We start from the raw sequence: 14800 nt of genomic DNA, 5'->3' as shown, positions 1-14800 counted from the left end.
TTCTACTTTTTAATAAAATGGAAGCGTAGAATTTTTCATACATTTGTGCAAACAAAAAAACCGCATGAAATTCGCTTATACACTTTTACTGTTACTCTCTTTTCTCTTATTGAGTTGTAAAGAAACTACTAAAAACACTCTTGTTTCTAACAAAGCTCCTAAAAATGAAATCCAATATGCTAGTGGCTTAGCCATTTACAAATATGATGGTTATAGTGTCGTAAAAGTTTTGAATCCTTGGCCAAAAGCCGAAAAACCCTTTACTTATATTTTAAAACAACAAAACGGTGTTGTGCCCGATAGTTTACACGATTATACTACCGTTACGGTTCCCTTACAAAAGTTAGTCGTTACGTCTACCACGATTATTCCTTTTTTAGAAATGTTAGACAGCGAAACGAAGCTCATTGGCTTTCCCCATACCGATTATATTTCCTCAACAAAAACAAGAGCCTTAATTGACAGTGGCAAAGTAAGAGATGTGGGACAGAATGAAAGTTTAAATATTGAATTACTCTTTGATATGCAACCCGATGCCATTGTTACTTTTGGAGTTGACAATACGAACCCTATGGTTGACAAACTGACTTCCAACGGATTAAAGATATTGTTCCAGGGCGATTGGATGGAGCAATCTCCATTAGGTAAAGCTGAGTGGATTAAGTTTTATGCTACCTTATTAGGAAAAGAAAAAGAAGGAGATTCCATCTTTAACTCTATTGCCAGCAATTACCAACAAACCCTTACCTTAGTAAAAGACTTGGCACCTCAAGAAAAAGTATTATATGGTTCCATGTATAAAGACCAATGGTTTGTAGCCAGAGGGAACAGTTGGATTGCTCAGTTCCTACAAGATGCTAAAGCCGATTATTTATGGAAAGACTTAGCCGGTATGGGAAGTGAACCCCTAAGTTTTGAAAGCGTATTTGATACAGCTGCGCATGCTGATGTGTGGATTACCAATGGATCGATTATGAGTTTGGACCAACTTTTAGAAGAGAATCATCATTATGCCAAGTTTGATGCTTTTCAACATAAAAACGTGTATTCCTTTGAAAGTCAGAAAGGAGCTACAGGAGGTACAATTTATTATGAAACAGCACCTAGCCGACCCGATTTGGTTTTAAAAGATTATATTAAAATCTTTCACCCTGCGGTTTTACCCAATTATACCTTTACCTTTGCCAAAAAGTTAGACTAACGTGACCAAGAAGTTTACCCTATTATTAATTTGTTTAGTATTTGTTTTGGTATTTTTGACCCTATTGAATATCAGTTTAGGTTCTATTAAAATACCTTTTAAAGAAGTAGCCCAAGCGTTAATAGGGAATGCAACTTCAAAAACTTCGTGGGATTATATCATTATCAACTTTAGGTTACCCAAAGCGATTACCGCTATTTTAGTGGGTGTTGCTTTATCTATTAGTGGTTTATTGATGCAGACCTTATTCCGAAACCCTTTAGCAGGACCCTACGTTTTAGGATTGAGTTCTGGGGCAAGTTTAGGTGTAGCTATAGTAGTTTTAGGAGCAGGTATTTTACCTTTAGGCCTTTCTAAAATATTCACCTCATCGCTGGGGTTAGTATTGGCTTCTGGAATAGGCAGTTCGTTAGTGTTATTGGCTGTGTTATTAGTATCGGAACGATTAAAAGATACCATGTCTATTTTGATTGTAGGTTTGATGTTTGGAAGTTTAACTAGTGCTATCGTTTCGGTACTTTCCTATTTTACTACCGCCGAGCAATTACAGAAATACACCTTTTGGCAAATGGGCAGTTTAGGCAATTTGAGTTGGTCCAACGTTAGTTTTTTAGCCATAATTACCTGCATTGGCATAAGCCTTAGTTTTTTAGTCATCAAACCATTGGACGCCCTATTATTAGGAGAACGTTATGCGAGTAGTTTAGGAGTGAATTTTAAGCATACCCGTTACATTATTTTGTTTGCAACAAGTATTTTAGCGGGAAGTATTACCGCCTTTGTGGGGCCAATAGCCTTTATTGGGTTAGCCGTACCTCATATGGCCAAGTTGTTGTTTCAAACCAGCAATCATTTTATCTTGTTTTGGAGCACTTCATTGTTAGGAGCCATTGTACTATTGTTTTGTGACATTGTAGCCCAATTGCCTGGCAATGATATTACCTTACCCATCAATGCGATTACTTCCATTATAGGAGCTCCCATAGTAGTTTGGCTTTTGGTACGTAAAAAAAGAATAGGGTAAATCTAATTTCTATCTAAAGAAACCCTTTTAGATTACGCCTATATTTTTACAAAAAAGTTTATCTTGCAATCGTTGCTATAATTTAAAATAAAAAAATCATATGAAAAGAATTACTGTTTTTTGTGGGTCTAGCTTTGGAACCGATTCTATTTTTGAAACCACCGCTCGAGATTTGGGCAGAAAATTAGCATCTGAAAATTTAGAATTGGTATATGGTGGAGCCAACGTAGGTCTTATGGGGGCAGTTGCAGATGGTGTGTTAGAGGGAAGTGGTAAAGTAATAGGTGTTTTACCTGAATTCTTAAGATCAAAAGAAATTGCGCATGAAGGTTTAACCGAATTAATTTTAGTAAACACCATGCACGAACGAAAAACAAAAATGAACGAACTTTGTGATGGAGTTATAGCATTACCAGGTGGTTTTGGTACGTTGGAAGAATTTTTTGAAATGTTAACTTGGGGACAATTAGGATTACACAAAAAACCAATAGGCATACTAAACATTAATGGTTTTTATAATGAATTGGTACAATTTCTAAATACTATGGTTAATAAAGGCTTCTTAAAAGAAGTAAATAGAGACATGGTATTAGTAAGTGACTCCATTAACGATTTACTCCATCAAATGCAAAATTATAAAGCACCAGAAGTAGGCAAATGGATTAATAAAGAAACCACTTAATATTTTATCTAATATTTATTCTTCTTCAACATTCTATTGTATTTTAGTACAAGTTACCTTCTCATAGTTCCGTATTTCATAAAACATATCTTAAAATTATAGTCGCTATAAAGTTACTATAACCTTATTATATACTAGCCATATACTTATCATATATTTAATATATATTTATAATAAATATTTAGTATCTTAGGCTTTTAAACGACTTTAGTATGGCAAAAGGAAAAGGCATTGTACAATTGACAGGAACGTTACAAGGATTCACATTTTATCTTTTAGATGGCAAACAAGTTGTGCGTACTGCAGGAGGTGGTTTTAATGGAGAAGCCATAAAGACCAAAGCCTCTATGGCGCGTGTGCGTGAGAACAGTTCGGAATTTAAAAATTGCATGCAAACGGTAGCCTCTTTTAAGCAAATGCTCCAACCCTATTTACAACTTTTAAAAGATGGCAAATTGCATCAACGGTTGGTGCGTGTGTTTACCCAGTTGAAAGCCTTTGATATTACTTCAACAAGAGGACAACGCATTGTTGCGAAAGGTTTGGCTACGGCACATGGTCGTGATTTATTGCGTGGTTATGTACTTACCCAAGACGGTTCTTTACAAAGTATGTTGCAACAAGCCTATATTTTTGATGAGCAAAATGGGTTACAAGTACCTCATTTTAATACCACTCCTTTATTTACGAATACTATAGCCGATCAAATGGAATTGTTTTTACGTTATATTTTAATTGATGCTAATGGGGAATTTTCATTTGTACAAAGTGAAAAGCTTGTAATAGATCATAACTTTTCAGGAGATGTAGCTTTAGCTGTACCTATACTACCCGATTACAATTGTTGTGTGGTTGTAGCCATTGGGCGTTTTTTTCAGGAAATAAATGGTAATTTTTATCCTTTATCGAAAGGTGTTATGGAGGTTGTTGAGGTTATGGGTTAATGGTGGTTGGTGGTTGGTGGTTGATGGTTGGTGGTTGGTGGTGCTAGGTTTTACTTTTAAAGCAAGTCTTTTTTTAATATTTAAGTAAAAAATAGTATTTTTGAAAGTATATAAGCCACACAAAATGAATTGGAAAGCCAAATTAGTTATCCATAAGGGAGTACCTCGCATTGCTGTATTTTTTGACAAAGACATACATTTAATTACACGTATTAAAACTTTTAACGGAGCAACTTGGAGTGCTTCTAAAAAATTTTGGCATTTGCCTGATACTATAGCAAACAGAGCCCATTTTAAAATACCTCCAACTCCAATTCTATCGGAGGAAGGCATTCGGCAATTAGAAAAATTTAAACAATGGTTACAATCGAAAAGGTATAGTGAAAATACCATTAAAACTTATGCAGATGCACTAAAATCGTTTTTAACGTTTTATACTCACAAAACTGTTTCAGAAATTACGAATGACGATGTCATATGGTTTACCAATGAACACATTCTAAAAAACAAATTTTCCACTTCCTATCAAAATCAGATTGTAAATGCAATCAAATTATATTTTAAAACGATACATAATGAAGTATTGATTATTGATAAAATTCATCGCCCCAAACGAGAAAAAGTATTGCCTAATGTTTTGAGTAAGGAAGAAATAAAATTCATTTTAGAAGCACCTAGCAATCTAAAACATAAAGCAATGCTCTCCATGATTTACAGTTGCGGTTTAAGACGTAGCGAATTATTGCATTTAAAACCTACAGATATTGATTCCAAAAGAGGTATTGTGCTCATTAGACAAAGTAAAGGGAAAAAAGACCGCATTGTACCTTTGTCTAACAAAATTTTAGAAATGCTACGAGTCTATTATGCACAATACAAACCTATGGTTTGGCTCTTTGAAGGACAAAATAAAGGTGTTAAATATTCCGAAAAGAGTTTACAAAGTGTTTTAAAACAAACATTGCAGAAAACTAAAATTTCAAAGCCAGTCACCTTGCATTGGTTGCGACATAGTTATGCGACTCATTTATTAGAAAGCGGTACCGATTTAAGATACATACAAGAATTGCTTGGTCATAATAGTAGTAGAACAACGGAAATATATACTCATGTAAGCACAAAAAGTTTAGAACAAATTAAAAGCCCTTTTGATGATTTGTAATAGATAATTATTATTTTTGGGTAAGAAAAAAGTATGACTGTTTTCAGACCTATCTAACAAATGGTTGTTGTATAGGTCTGACGAAGTCAGACCTATACAACAAGTTGTAGCCAATTAGAAAAAACGAATGTTAGGAATAGCTAAATATGAACCCAACTTTTTCGATGATGTAAACTTGTTCTTGATAACTCAGAAAGACAAGTTTGAAAAACTGATTGGCAAGTCAATTTCAAGATTTTGGGTTATGTGGGACGTAAAAGAGAATGAATGGTATCCAGACGGTCCAGTGATTCTTGAAATTGACGGAAACAATTATGAATTTTGTGCTTATCAACTTGATGATTTCAGCTTCACTTTAAATACTATAGACTTGACAGAAAAACTCGATTGGTATGGAATGGGTGACGAATTACCATTGAGCTGGATGGAAAACGGGAAACAGGATTTAAAAGTAAGCTTGAACCAACCTATTTCGGCTGTAAACATTTTGACCTATAATTTTAAAAGCAAAAATATCGAGACTGGAGAATCACATGAGACAGGATTTATGATGCACGGAATTGAATTCGAAATAGAAAACGAGAGCCGCACGACAACTTACTTTTCGGTATTTAATGCGCTTGACCAAAACGGACTATCATCAGAAAGAGTTGAACAAGATGACCAAATAAAAAGAATAAAAATAACTGGCTACAACAATGGCTATAAGTAATTGCTTGTTCTCGCCTACTTCTGAAAATCCTCGCGGATTTTCAGTTTGGTGTGTACTTGCAAAGTTAAGTGCTAACCCACGCAACTACTCATAGCAGAGACCGTTATGCCGCATAAACCGTTTGAATTAAGAAATCCTATCTTTTAAAAATCAAACTCCTTTTTCATAAACCAAAATTTAGTGTTTAATTGAATATCAAACTTTGAGAAAGCAATGTTATCACGTTTCTCGGAATGTAATTATTTCGTTTTCAGAATATTTAGGCTTGCATTGGGTTTACGTTGTAGAAAGTTTATAGAAAATACTTTGTAGAATAACAAAACTTTAAAATGGTTTGAAAGCCAACGTATCACGTTTCTCGGAATGTTACTTTTCGTTTTTAGAATGTTTAGGCTTGAATTGGGTTTACGTTTCGGAAATACTTAATGGAAAATTTTTGGTTTTTAACTGTGTGTCGGTTTACGCAGCATAACAGCGGTTTGGCAAAATGGCTAAGTTTGTAAGAAAATCACATTTATTTTTCGCAAGAAATTGTATATTAGCATGAAAATAAGCGGTTACGAAGTCGCCACTTCGCCAAGCTGCAAAACGTTGTGTGCAATTTAATCAAAACTGGAATCTAAAATTAAACAATGAAAAAACTTATCATAATCATTTTCTTTATTTCATTCAAAATGTTTTCTCAACCTAATGAAGAACGCATAAATCAATTCCGAAGCGAAACAAAGATCGATAATCAAGATAAAGCAATTTACAATTTATTAGATGAATTTTATGCACAAGCATTACAATCTGATTTGGGTGAATTAAATGCCGATATACCAAAAAAAATTGATAAACTATATCAAAATAGAAAAACTAAAAATAGACATTTACTTTTAATGTATATGGCATACCAAAATCATATAAGTCAAACGGCAGCTGTTGGTAAAAAACCAAATACAAAATTTCAAGTAGAATTAATGACGGACTTAGCTTATGAGTTTAAAAATATTTATAATAAAATACCTGTATTAATTTACATCTATAAATTTGAAGCTTTAGACACAAGTGGACAAAATGAGGAAGCTGCAAAAGTTCTTAATGAAGGGCTAACAGAATACCCAGATTCAATTCCTTTAAAAGTCTATAATTTTCTGATTTCTAAAGATGAAGTTATAAAAACTGATTTGATTACTAATCATTCTAATCATTGGATGGTGAAGCAATTTGAAATCAAATAAACTGTACACAACAGCGGTTTGCTTCAATGGCTACTTCCGGATTTTACTACGGAAAATCCGCTGCTGAATGGAATGTTTTGCTATATTTGTAATGGCTTGGAGTTGGTTCAACGCCACTTCGCCAAGCCGCAGAACGTTGTGTGTAAGCTGAAAATCAATATGAATAGAATTAAACTGACATTTATACTGGCTATGATTTTGAATTTTGGCTGTTCGGATTTAAAACCTGAATTGAAAAAATCACTTTCGGATTTTTCTAAAACACTCGAAAACGCAAAACCAGACGAATTAAAAAAAATCACAACGGATAACGGATATAAATCTTTAATGGAAAGGTAAGATTCGCTGAAAAACGACCAATTTTCAAAATTACTCTCTGACAATTTAAAAGACGGTGGACTTGGGGTTTTTAAATCAAAAGAAACGGACTCAACAATAATCCTTTTTATGGGAAAATCTGATGTTATTTTAGGAGCGACAAATGGATATTTAATAATCAAGAAAACTAAAAGCGGATTGAAAATAGATGAATTTAGAGGTGGAAAATAAAAAAGCCTACACACAACACCGTATATAGTTCATTGCTGCGGAATTTTCTAACCGAAAATTCCATGAGGAGTTTTGTACTTGTAATCTTTTGGCTTAAATTTACGCAACTGCTACAAGCGGCAGAACGTTGTGTGTAGTTTTAGAAAATTAGATAAACAAGAAAATAATTGATAAACGAATATAGTTATCGACCTCCTTTTAAATACTTATTTGTTGGAATTGGAGGATTAATTATGGCGACAATGTTTGGTGCTGTAATAATTGGAAACGAAGAAATTTGGTTACGAATTATAACGTTGGTGTTTTTTCTTTTGACAATTGCAATGGGAATTGCTTTTCTCTGGCTTTTTATTAATAAATTCAATGTTGGAGGTTTGAAAATTGGAGCGGACTTTATTGAAATTCCTGTACGTTGGAAAACACGAACTAAAATAATGTTTTCGGAAATTAAAAATATAGGAGAAATAGACACTTACGACCAAGTTATTGAAATTGAAAGTGAAAATGGATTTTATCTGATTGAAAAACAATGGATGAAAAGCAAAGAGTTTGACAAAGTCAGAGAAAAATTAGTTGAATGGTCAAAAAAACTACACACAACAACGGTTACAAGTAATGGCTAGGTCAGTACTATTCCGAAAATTATTCGAATTTTCTAAAATAAGTTTATATTTGTTATGGCTTGGTAATGGTTTACGCCAATACTTGTAGCCACAAAACGTTATGTGTAATACAAAAATCAAAAATGACATTTAGAATATATATTCAATGCGAAGACTGTAATGAACAATATATGGTTCGATATGGTTTGGGCAATAAATTTCCACAAGAAGCATCGTTCCAATGTCAAAATTGCACAAAGCAAATTACAGTTGGTTATTTTGAATACGGAAGTGATCTAACATGTAAAGGAGCAAGGTCTATAGATGAGGCTCAACTGAAAAAAGATAAAGAACCTACAGTTCAAAACCTTCATCCTGAATTACCAATAGATAAGTCTTCAGCATCTGACCCTACTCATTTTCAAGTTTTATATGATATAGATAAAATTCTTAAGAATTCTAATGAACATGAGTTCAGATTAGCTCAAGCTCAGCTTGTTGAATTCGAGAATTCATGGAAAGAATTAGAACCTTCATTTAGAATCCTGGTAAATGTTTCGGAAGAAAAACTTAAAGATGTATTCAATAAAGAGCCTAAGGAATTTTATTCTGAATTTTATGAATGGGCTATGTTGTTCCTTTCGGGGAAGTGGGGTGAAAAATCTCAAAATTTCATCGATTATGCTCAATTGCATCTTTCTGCTCATTTGATTGAGTATGTCAAACAAAACAAGACTAATCTTTTGCATAAGATATTTGATATCTGTACAACCTACATGAATGGGTATTCTGATTTCCAAAGGACTATTCTCCTTCAAAAATTAGATTCTAAGCATAATAATGATGTCAACACAAATGTTAACTGGAACAACATAAGCAAAGTCTATGGTGATTTATACGAGTTAGTTGGTGATTTATTTTTAATTCCAACAATGCTAAATAATTTGGAACAAGGAAGAAATTTTGATGGATTTAATTCTGTTGGCTTCACGTTAGACAAATACTTAGCTTCAGACAAAGCAAATCGAGCGGTTAATTTTGAAACCAATTCTGAAAGTTCGTTTCTTAAAAATTACTTTTTCGCTTGGCTTAGAAATGGAACTCACCATAAGAATTGTAAGCTTGTAAATGGTGGTGAAGAAATTGAATTGGGTACAGGTAAAGGTGGCAAAAACATAAAAAACATTCCATTAGTTGAATATCTTGAATCATGCAATAACCTTTTTGCTTCTGGATTGACGATTAGTCTAGTAATAATTAAAATCTTAAAAGAAAACACATAACAATGTGTATAGTGCATAGCACCCTTCGGGTTGCTACGCCACCATACACTAACCGTTAACAGTAAGCTTAAAAAAACACTACGATGAAAAATATTTTAAAACTAACTTTTGTATTTTTTCTATTTTTAAGTCCAAACTTGGTTAAATCTCAGACATTCGAAAACTTTGAAAAACATATCGTTAAAGAATGGAAATTGGAAAGCTACGAAATCAACGGACAAATACTTCCACCAAAATCTGGACATGAATCAGATAAAATGATTTTTACTGAAGATCATAAAGCAAATTCTATAAGTAATGGAATTTCTCAAATTGGAACTTGGAATTTTGACGCAGAAAAAGGAATTCTTATAGTAGTTGATGACAATTATAAGTTTGAAATGAAACTTAAAGTCATTTCATATGCAGAAAATAATTGTGTACTTGAATTAGAAAATCCAGAAAATCAAAAGATCCGATTAAACTTAATAGCGAATTAAAAAAGCCTACTGCTAACATCGTCTATAAATTATGGCAAGTTTGGGCAACCTTCCGAATTTTCTCCGAAAATTCAAAAGTTTGCGTTATATTTGTTTTGGTTCGGTCTTGGTAATAAGCCACAATTTTATAGACGAGGACCGTTATGCCGCATAAACCGTTTGAATTAAGAAATCCTATCTTTTAAAAATCAAACTCCTTTTTCATAAACCAAAAATTTAGTATTTAATTGAATATCAAACTTTGAGAAAGCAATGTTATCACGCTTCTCGGAATGTTATTATTTCGTTTTCAGAATGTTTAGGCTTGCATTGGGTTTACGTTGAAGAAAGTTTGTAAAAAATATTTTGTAGAATAACTAAACTTTAAAATGGTTTGAAAGCCAACGTATCACGTTTCTCGGAATGTTATTATTTCGTTTTCAGAATGTTTGAGCTTGGTTTGGGTTTACGTTTCGGAAATACTTAATGGAAAATTTTTGGTTTTAATTTTGTGTCGGTTTACCCAGCATAACAGCGGTTTGGCAAAATGGCTAAAATTGTAAGAAAACCACATTTATTTTTCGCAAGAAATTGTATATTAGCATGAAAATAAGCGGTTACGAAGTCGCCACTTCGCCAAGCCGCAAAACGTTGTAGGCAATTTTAAAAAAACGATGTACGAGAAATTAACATATAGCGGAACAGAATGCAATAACTATTTGTATTTTTCATTTGATGCCGAATACTTCGACACAAAAGAAATTACAGCAAAGCTAAATATTGAACCAACTTCCGTGATGATAAAGAAAGAACCTGTGCCGAAATCTACGGCGTGGATATATCGAATTGAAGCAGGAAATGAACTTGATTTAGAAACTTTTCTTGAAAAGCTGATTGACATATTTGAACCCAAAATAGAAATCATAAATAATCTAAAAGGCAAATTAAATTTAACTACAAGAATACAGTTTGTGATTGACATAGATATTAATCCTGATTCGTCAACACCATATTTCGGACTAAATAAAAGAACTATCGATTTTTTAGCTAAAACCGAAACTCAAGTTGACTTTGACCTTTACAAATCTGACACGATTGGATTATTGGAAAAACTTAATGAATAAAAAAACTGCCTACAACAGCCGTTACAAGCGATTTGCGGATTTAGTGGAATTACCGTTTTTAAACACTATTTTCGTTTAACAGAAAATACTCTGCTTCGTAACCCGCAAACCGCTTGTAGCGTCAGAACGTTAGCGGCAAGCATAGACGACATCGCACAATAGAACACGATAATGAACAAAAGAATTTCCAAAATAGAGAATGACGTACAAGACAGAAATTCTGTTGCTTGGAAAAAACTATGCGACTATGTTGACAAGGTTGCAGCAGAAAACCGTGACGAATTTTCACCCGTAGAAGAACTTGGACATGAGTTGTTTGCTCAAATTCATACTTTACCTGAGACAATCTCAAAACTGACGAAGGTTAAAAAAGTATGGCTTTACGGTAGTAAACTGAAACGTATTCCACCAGAAATTGGACAAATGGAAGCTCTTGAATACTTTGACCCTTACACTTCATACGACTTACATTGGTTTCCCTACGAAATTACAAAGTGCAAAAGTCTAAAAGACAGTAGAGTAAGTACAAGAGCCTTATATGGAAATTGGAAAAACAGAATGGGTTTTCCTCGTTTAACCCATAATCCAGTTCGGTATTCAGGCGATACTTTAAATTGTAGCGTTTGTGGTAAGACTATGACTTACGAGCAAACAAATCAGTTTTGGATTTCTTTAAATGTAGGCACAGACGTTTTACCTCTTTTGACAAACCTCTGTTCAAAGGAATGTGAAGGCAACTTACCAACACCAGCAAAAGACTATGTTCAATTTGCACATAAAGGTGGTGCAGACTTGGAACAACCGCTTGACGAAGACGAACGATTTGAATTAGAAATGAAAAATTATGACGACAGTCAAAGTGAAATAACAATAGTTACTACACAAACTGACAATAACTACAAGCCAATGGATAAACCAACTGACAGGAAAGAATTTCCATTACTGAAACTTATTAGAAAAATATGGGAACGATAGAAATGCCAGCCGCTAACACGGGTTTTGCGTCAGGCGGGGTGACGTGTAAACTTGGAACTTAGTGCGTCTAATGAACTTTAATAATAAATTGAAACTTTGTGCTCCGAAACCCGCCCGAACGCAAAGCCCGAAACCGTTAGCAGTAATATTAAAACTGAACGCAATGAAAATATTAATAATTACAGGAATTATTGCATTTATAACATTTACAGTTTGGATTGCCAAACGAAATGGTGTGACATCAGAATATAAATCAAAAGAAATTCAGATTTCAACTAATCTTGACGAACCAATTGATTTTGGCTACAAAACTGTTTGGATTGCGGTTAAAACAGATAAAAAAGAGAGAATAGCAGAAATATTGGAACTAAAAAACATAGAAACTTCAAATTGGAAAAGTGGAATTGACTCAGCATATAATGATGGTATTTTTATTACACCATTGATTGGACAATGGACTATAGCTGTTGGTGTTAAATTATCAAATGGTCAGCTCGAAGACATAAATAAGCTTGAAAGAGTACTCAATAAATTAAGTTCTGAATTTGGAGAAGCACAATCATTTGGAACTCATCGTGTTGTTGAATACCATCACTGGATAAAATCTGTAAATGGAATAATCACAAGAACATACTCTTACATTGGAGAAAGTGGCGAAAACCTTAAAGTATTTGGTGAGTTGACAAAACCAGAAATCGGATTGAATTTGTTTAACTCACTTTCAAAAGAAGCAGAATCTGACAAATATTGGGAAAGAGAAGATTTAGATTACGCAGATGAAGAATTAGTCATGAAAATTGCTGAAAATTGGAGTGTAAATCCAACAAAATTGACAGAAAGAAAAGATATAAAAAAAGAATTAGGACTAATCGGAAAATAAAAATACTACCGCTAACATCGGCTATAAATTATGGCTGGGTTTGCGCACATTTTCCGAATTTTCTCCGAAAATTCGAAATTAAATTCTATATTTGGAATCGCTCGGTGTGTGGTTTTTCGCCACAATTTTATAGCCGAGGACCGTTAGCTGAAATGTTTCGTGAAAAACGGAAAAATTTATCAAAATGGAAGACATTAAAATTTTATTTAATCCTAAACAAAAACATTTAGATGAAATTGCAGAATGGATAATTGATAAAATAGAAATACCAATTAAAAGTAGCGGTAATTGGGATTGCATAACCGATGCCTATAAAAACAAGAATTTAGTAATTGCAACTTATAAAAATAAAACTATTGGTTTTTATGCATTTTCTAATTATGACTCAGCAATTTCTATTAATGTTGCAGAAGTGAATTCAAATTTCAGAAGAAAAGGAATTGCTAGATTATTACTCGAAGAAATTATACAGAAATACGAAAAAGACATTTATGCTTTACATTTATTTTGTGCGCCAGAATCGTCTCAAAAAATTTGGAAGAAACTTGGTTTTAAATATTTTCCAAATAATTCAGAAAATAATAGATCAACAAAAGTTGAAATGTATAGAATTATAAAACCTTTTTTAAAATCTAAAAGAAATAATTCAAAAACAGAAAACGAAATTATCGAGATTTGGAATGATGAACCATATAAAACTAAAGATGATGAACCAAATTGGATTTGGAATTTAAAATTTAATAAAAAGACAAGAATTCTAGAAAAGCCAATTGTGCATTTTGGACATTATGAATGGCGAATAAGATGGCGAAAAGGAAACGAAATTTTCAAAGATTGTAAATACAAATATTTTGACAATCAAAATGACATATACAAATTTATGCTAATTAAAGAATTGCATAAAAAATAACACTTCAGCTAACAGTGGTTTGCAAAAATTGGGGTTTTAGTCTTTAATTTAAACATAGTTTTGTACTTTTGAAGTTCATGATTAACTGAAAGTTTAGGGCTTACCAAATCCCCAACTTCTGCAAGCCACGGAACGTTAGCAGTAATAATACTAAACTATGCACATAAAACTATTTCTTCCAATTTTATTATTATCTTTTTTGTCGTGTTCAAAAGTTAAGAATGAAGGATTAACAATTAGCGATATTCCAAAAAAATCTTCAGATAGTATTATTGCTGATTTAGATGAAAATAATAAAGTAGTTCGAATCTATAGCTTTTTAAGCACACCAGAAAAACCAATGAAAGAAATGATTACTTTTTTAAGAAATGGTGAAATAGATTCTTCAAAAAGTACTTTTTTAGAGATTCGAAATAAGGACATATATTTTCATTCTCCGTATGCCAAAAACTCTCGAAGATTTGTCAATTTTTTCGGAAATGATTCTATTAATGAAAACTTTAATAATTTTTCAAAAGTAAAATTGGACTCCATGTTTTTTAATAAAAATGGGGTAATTAAAAATTATAAAAATGTTATGCCACAAAGAGGAAAAATAGTTGAAACTGTATTTCTTGATACCATAATCGAAAAGGATAACGTGAATCATTCAATCATAAGAACGATAGAATATTATATTGATATTAATAATTTATTGATAAATAAAGTAGAGAAAATAAAACAGAAAAAGTAATTACTACTGCTAACAGCCGTTTGTAGCAATTGCTAGGCTTGGCTTGCGTTCAGAATTTTCTCTGAAAATTCCTCGAGGAGTTTTGTACTTGTAATCTTTTGACTTAAATTTACGCAACTGCTACAAGCTGCCAAACGTTACCAGCAATTTTGCTAAAAAAAAACAAAAAAATAACATTCATGAGAAAACTAAATTTACTTTTTACTTTATTATGTCTTGTCCTGAAATAGCGATACACAAATTTCATCGTTATGGAAACACCTCAAGAAATTAGCTATGTAAAGCGTACTCAGAAAGACTATTCCATGTCTTTAAAACTTCAAATTGTTCAAGAAATA

General features: G+C 32.7%; 16 protein-coding genes. All 16 read left to right on the top strand.

From position 1 onward, the window contains the following. Positions 1 to 64 precede the first annotated feature (64 nt). The 16 genes from HALO113_RS00080 (at position 65) to HALO113_RS00005 (ending at position 14462) form a co-directional block, all read left to right on the top strand. The gene (locus tag HALO113_RS00080; RefSeq protein WP_159777073.1) at positions 65 to 1201 is read left to right on the top strand and encodes an ABC transporter substrate-binding protein; all 1137 of its coding nucleotides are present in this window, start codon (positions 65 to 67) and stop codon (positions 1199 to 1201) included. Between the two features lies 1 nt (position 1202). Next, the gene (locus HALO113_RS00075; protein WP_236554552.1) at positions 1203 to 2225 is read left to right on the top strand and encodes an iron ABC transporter permease; all 1023 of its coding nucleotides are present in this window, start codon (positions 1203 to 1205) and stop codon (positions 2223 to 2225) included. Positions 2226 to 2325: 100 nt separating this feature from the next. Beyond that, on the top strand, positions 2326 to 2907 hold the full coding sequence (locus HALO113_RS00070; RefSeq protein ID WP_159777072.1) for a TIGR00730 family Rossman fold protein: 582 nt from the start codon (positions 2326 to 2328) through the stop codon (positions 2905 to 2907). A 212-nt stretch (positions 2908 to 3119) separates the two neighbouring features. Further along, positions 3120 to 3851, top strand: a complete 732-nt coding sequence (locus tag HALO113_RS00065) for a hypothetical protein (RefSeq protein ID WP_159777071.1) — start codon at positions 3120 to 3122, stop codon at positions 3849 to 3851. Positions 3852 to 3975: 124 nt separating this feature from the next. Next, positions 3976 to 5013, top strand: a complete 1038-nt coding sequence (xerA, locus tag HALO113_RS00060; protein WP_159779525.1) for a site-specific tyrosine recombinase/integron integrase — start codon at positions 3976 to 3978, stop codon at positions 5011 to 5013. Between the two features lie 127 nt (positions 5014 to 5140). Continuing rightward, on the top strand, positions 5141 to 5725 hold the full coding sequence (locus HALO113_RS00055) for a hypothetical protein (RefSeq protein ID WP_159777070.1): 585 nt from the start codon (positions 5141 to 5143) through the stop codon (positions 5723 to 5725). Between the two features lie 632 nt (positions 5726 to 6357). Further along, positions 6358 to 6948 carry a hypothetical protein gene (locus HALO113_RS00050; RefSeq protein ID WP_159777069.1) on the top strand — a complete coding sequence of 197 codons (591 nt, stop codon included), beginning with the start codon at positions 6358 to 6360 and terminating at the stop codon, positions 6946 to 6948. A 159-nt stretch (positions 6949 to 7107) separates the two neighbouring features. After that, a complete protein-coding gene (locus HALO113_RS00045) occupies positions 7108 to 7287 on the top strand; it encodes a hypothetical protein (protein WP_236554550.1) in 180 nt (59 codons plus the stop codon). Positions 7288 to 7664: 377 nt separating this feature from the next. Further along, entirely contained in the window at positions 7665 to 8120 is a 456-nt protein-coding gene (locus HALO113_RS00040; protein WP_159777068.1) for a hypothetical protein, read from the top strand. Between the two features lie 122 nt (positions 8121 to 8242). Then, complete coding sequence (locus tag HALO113_RS00035; protein ID WP_159777067.1) at positions 8243 to 9382, top strand: hypothetical protein; 1140 nt, start codon at positions 8243 to 8245, stop codon at positions 9380 to 9382. Positions 9383 to 9465: 83 nt separating this feature from the next. Then, entirely contained in the window at positions 9466 to 9861 is a 396-nt protein-coding gene (locus HALO113_RS00030) for a hypothetical protein (protein ID WP_159777066.1), read from the top strand. Positions 9862 to 10514: 653 nt separating this feature from the next. Beyond that, positions 10515 to 10964, top strand: coding sequence for a DUF4279 domain-containing protein (locus tag HALO113_RS00025; protein ID WP_159777065.1), 450 nt, complete (start codon positions 10515 to 10517; stop codon positions 10962 to 10964). Between the two features lie 171 nt (positions 10965 to 11135). After that, a complete protein-coding gene (locus HALO113_RS00020; protein ID WP_201297528.1) occupies positions 11136 to 11939 on the top strand; it encodes a hypothetical protein in 804 nt (267 codons plus the stop codon). 163 nt (positions 11940 to 12102) lie between these two features. Beyond that, positions 12103 to 12819: a hypothetical protein gene (locus tag HALO113_RS00015; protein WP_159777064.1), complete on the top strand. Its 717-nt coding sequence runs from the start codon at positions 12103 to 12105 to the stop codon at positions 12817 to 12819. A 184-nt stretch (positions 12820 to 13003) separates the two neighbouring features. Next, the gene (locus HALO113_RS00010) at positions 13004 to 13729 is read left to right on the top strand and encodes a GNAT family N-acetyltransferase (protein WP_159777063.1); all 726 of its coding nucleotides are present in this window, start codon (positions 13004 to 13006) and stop codon (positions 13727 to 13729) included. A gap of 157 nt (positions 13730 to 13886) precedes the next feature. Beyond that, the gene (locus HALO113_RS00005; RefSeq protein ID WP_159777062.1) at positions 13887 to 14462 is read left to right on the top strand and encodes a hypothetical protein; all 576 of its coding nucleotides are present in this window, start codon (positions 13887 to 13889) and stop codon (positions 14460 to 14462) included. The last annotated feature ends 338 nt before the right edge of the window (positions 14463 to 14800 follow it).

It is taken from the genome of Flavobacterium sp. 9AF, assembly GCF_902506265.1.
Lineage (GTDB): Bacteria > Bacteroidota > Bacteroidia > Flavobacteriales > Flavobacteriaceae > Flavobacterium.
The sequence above is the reverse complement of the archived record's forward strand: the minus strand, read 5'-3'. Positions and strand labels throughout refer to the sequence as shown.

Excerpts from the sequence above, each read along its gene's own strand:
- HALO113_RS00005 (WP_159777062.1), top strand. The coding sequence starts at position 13,887 with ATGCACATAAAACTATTTCTTCCAATTTTATTATTATCTTTTTTGTCG.
- xerA (WP_159779525.1), top strand. The coding sequence starts at position 3,976 with ATGAATTGGAAAGCCAAATTAGTTATCCATAAGGGAGTACCTCGCATT.
- HALO113_RS00020 (WP_201297528.1), top strand. The coding sequence starts at position 11,136 with ATGAACAAAAGAATTTCCAAAATAGAGAATGACGTACAAGACAGAAAT.
- HALO113_RS00025 (WP_159777065.1), top strand. The coding sequence starts at position 10,515 with ATGTACGAGAAATTAACATATAGCGGAACAGAATGCAATAACTATTTG.
- HALO113_RS00045 (WP_236554550.1), top strand. The coding sequence starts at position 7,108 with ATGAATAGAATTAAACTGACATTTATACTGGCTATGATTTTGAATTTT.
- HALO113_RS00050 (WP_159777069.1), top strand. The coding sequence starts at position 6,358 with ATGAAAAAACTTATCATAATCATTTTCTTTATTTCATTCAAAATGTTT.
- HALO113_RS00015 (WP_159777064.1), top strand. The coding sequence starts at position 12,103 with ATGAAAATATTAATAATTACAGGAATTATTGCATTTATAACATTTACA.
- HALO113_RS00030 (WP_159777066.1), top strand. The coding sequence starts at position 9,466 with ATGAAAAATATTTTAAAACTAACTTTTGTATTTTTTCTATTTTTAAGT.
- HALO113_RS00055 (WP_159777070.1), top strand. The coding sequence starts at position 5,141 with ATGTTAGGAATAGCTAAATATGAACCCAACTTTTTCGATGATGTAAAC.
- HALO113_RS00070 (WP_159777072.1), top strand. The coding sequence starts at position 2,326 with ATGAAAAGAATTACTGTTTTTTGTGGGTCTAGCTTTGGAACCGATTCT.
- HALO113_RS00010 (WP_159777063.1), top strand. The coding sequence starts at position 13,004 with ATGGAAGACATTAAAATTTTATTTAATCCTAAACAAAAACATTTAGAT.
- HALO113_RS00065 (WP_159777071.1), top strand. The coding sequence starts at position 3,120 with ATGGCAAAAGGAAAAGGCATTGTACAATTGACAGGAACGTTACAAGGA.
- HALO113_RS00035 (WP_159777067.1), top strand. The coding sequence starts at position 8,243 with ATGACATTTAGAATATATATTCAATGCGAAGACTGTAATGAACAATAT.
- HALO113_RS00080 (WP_159777073.1), top strand. The coding sequence starts at position 65 with ATGAAATTCGCTTATACACTTTTACTGTTACTCTCTTTTCTCTTATTG.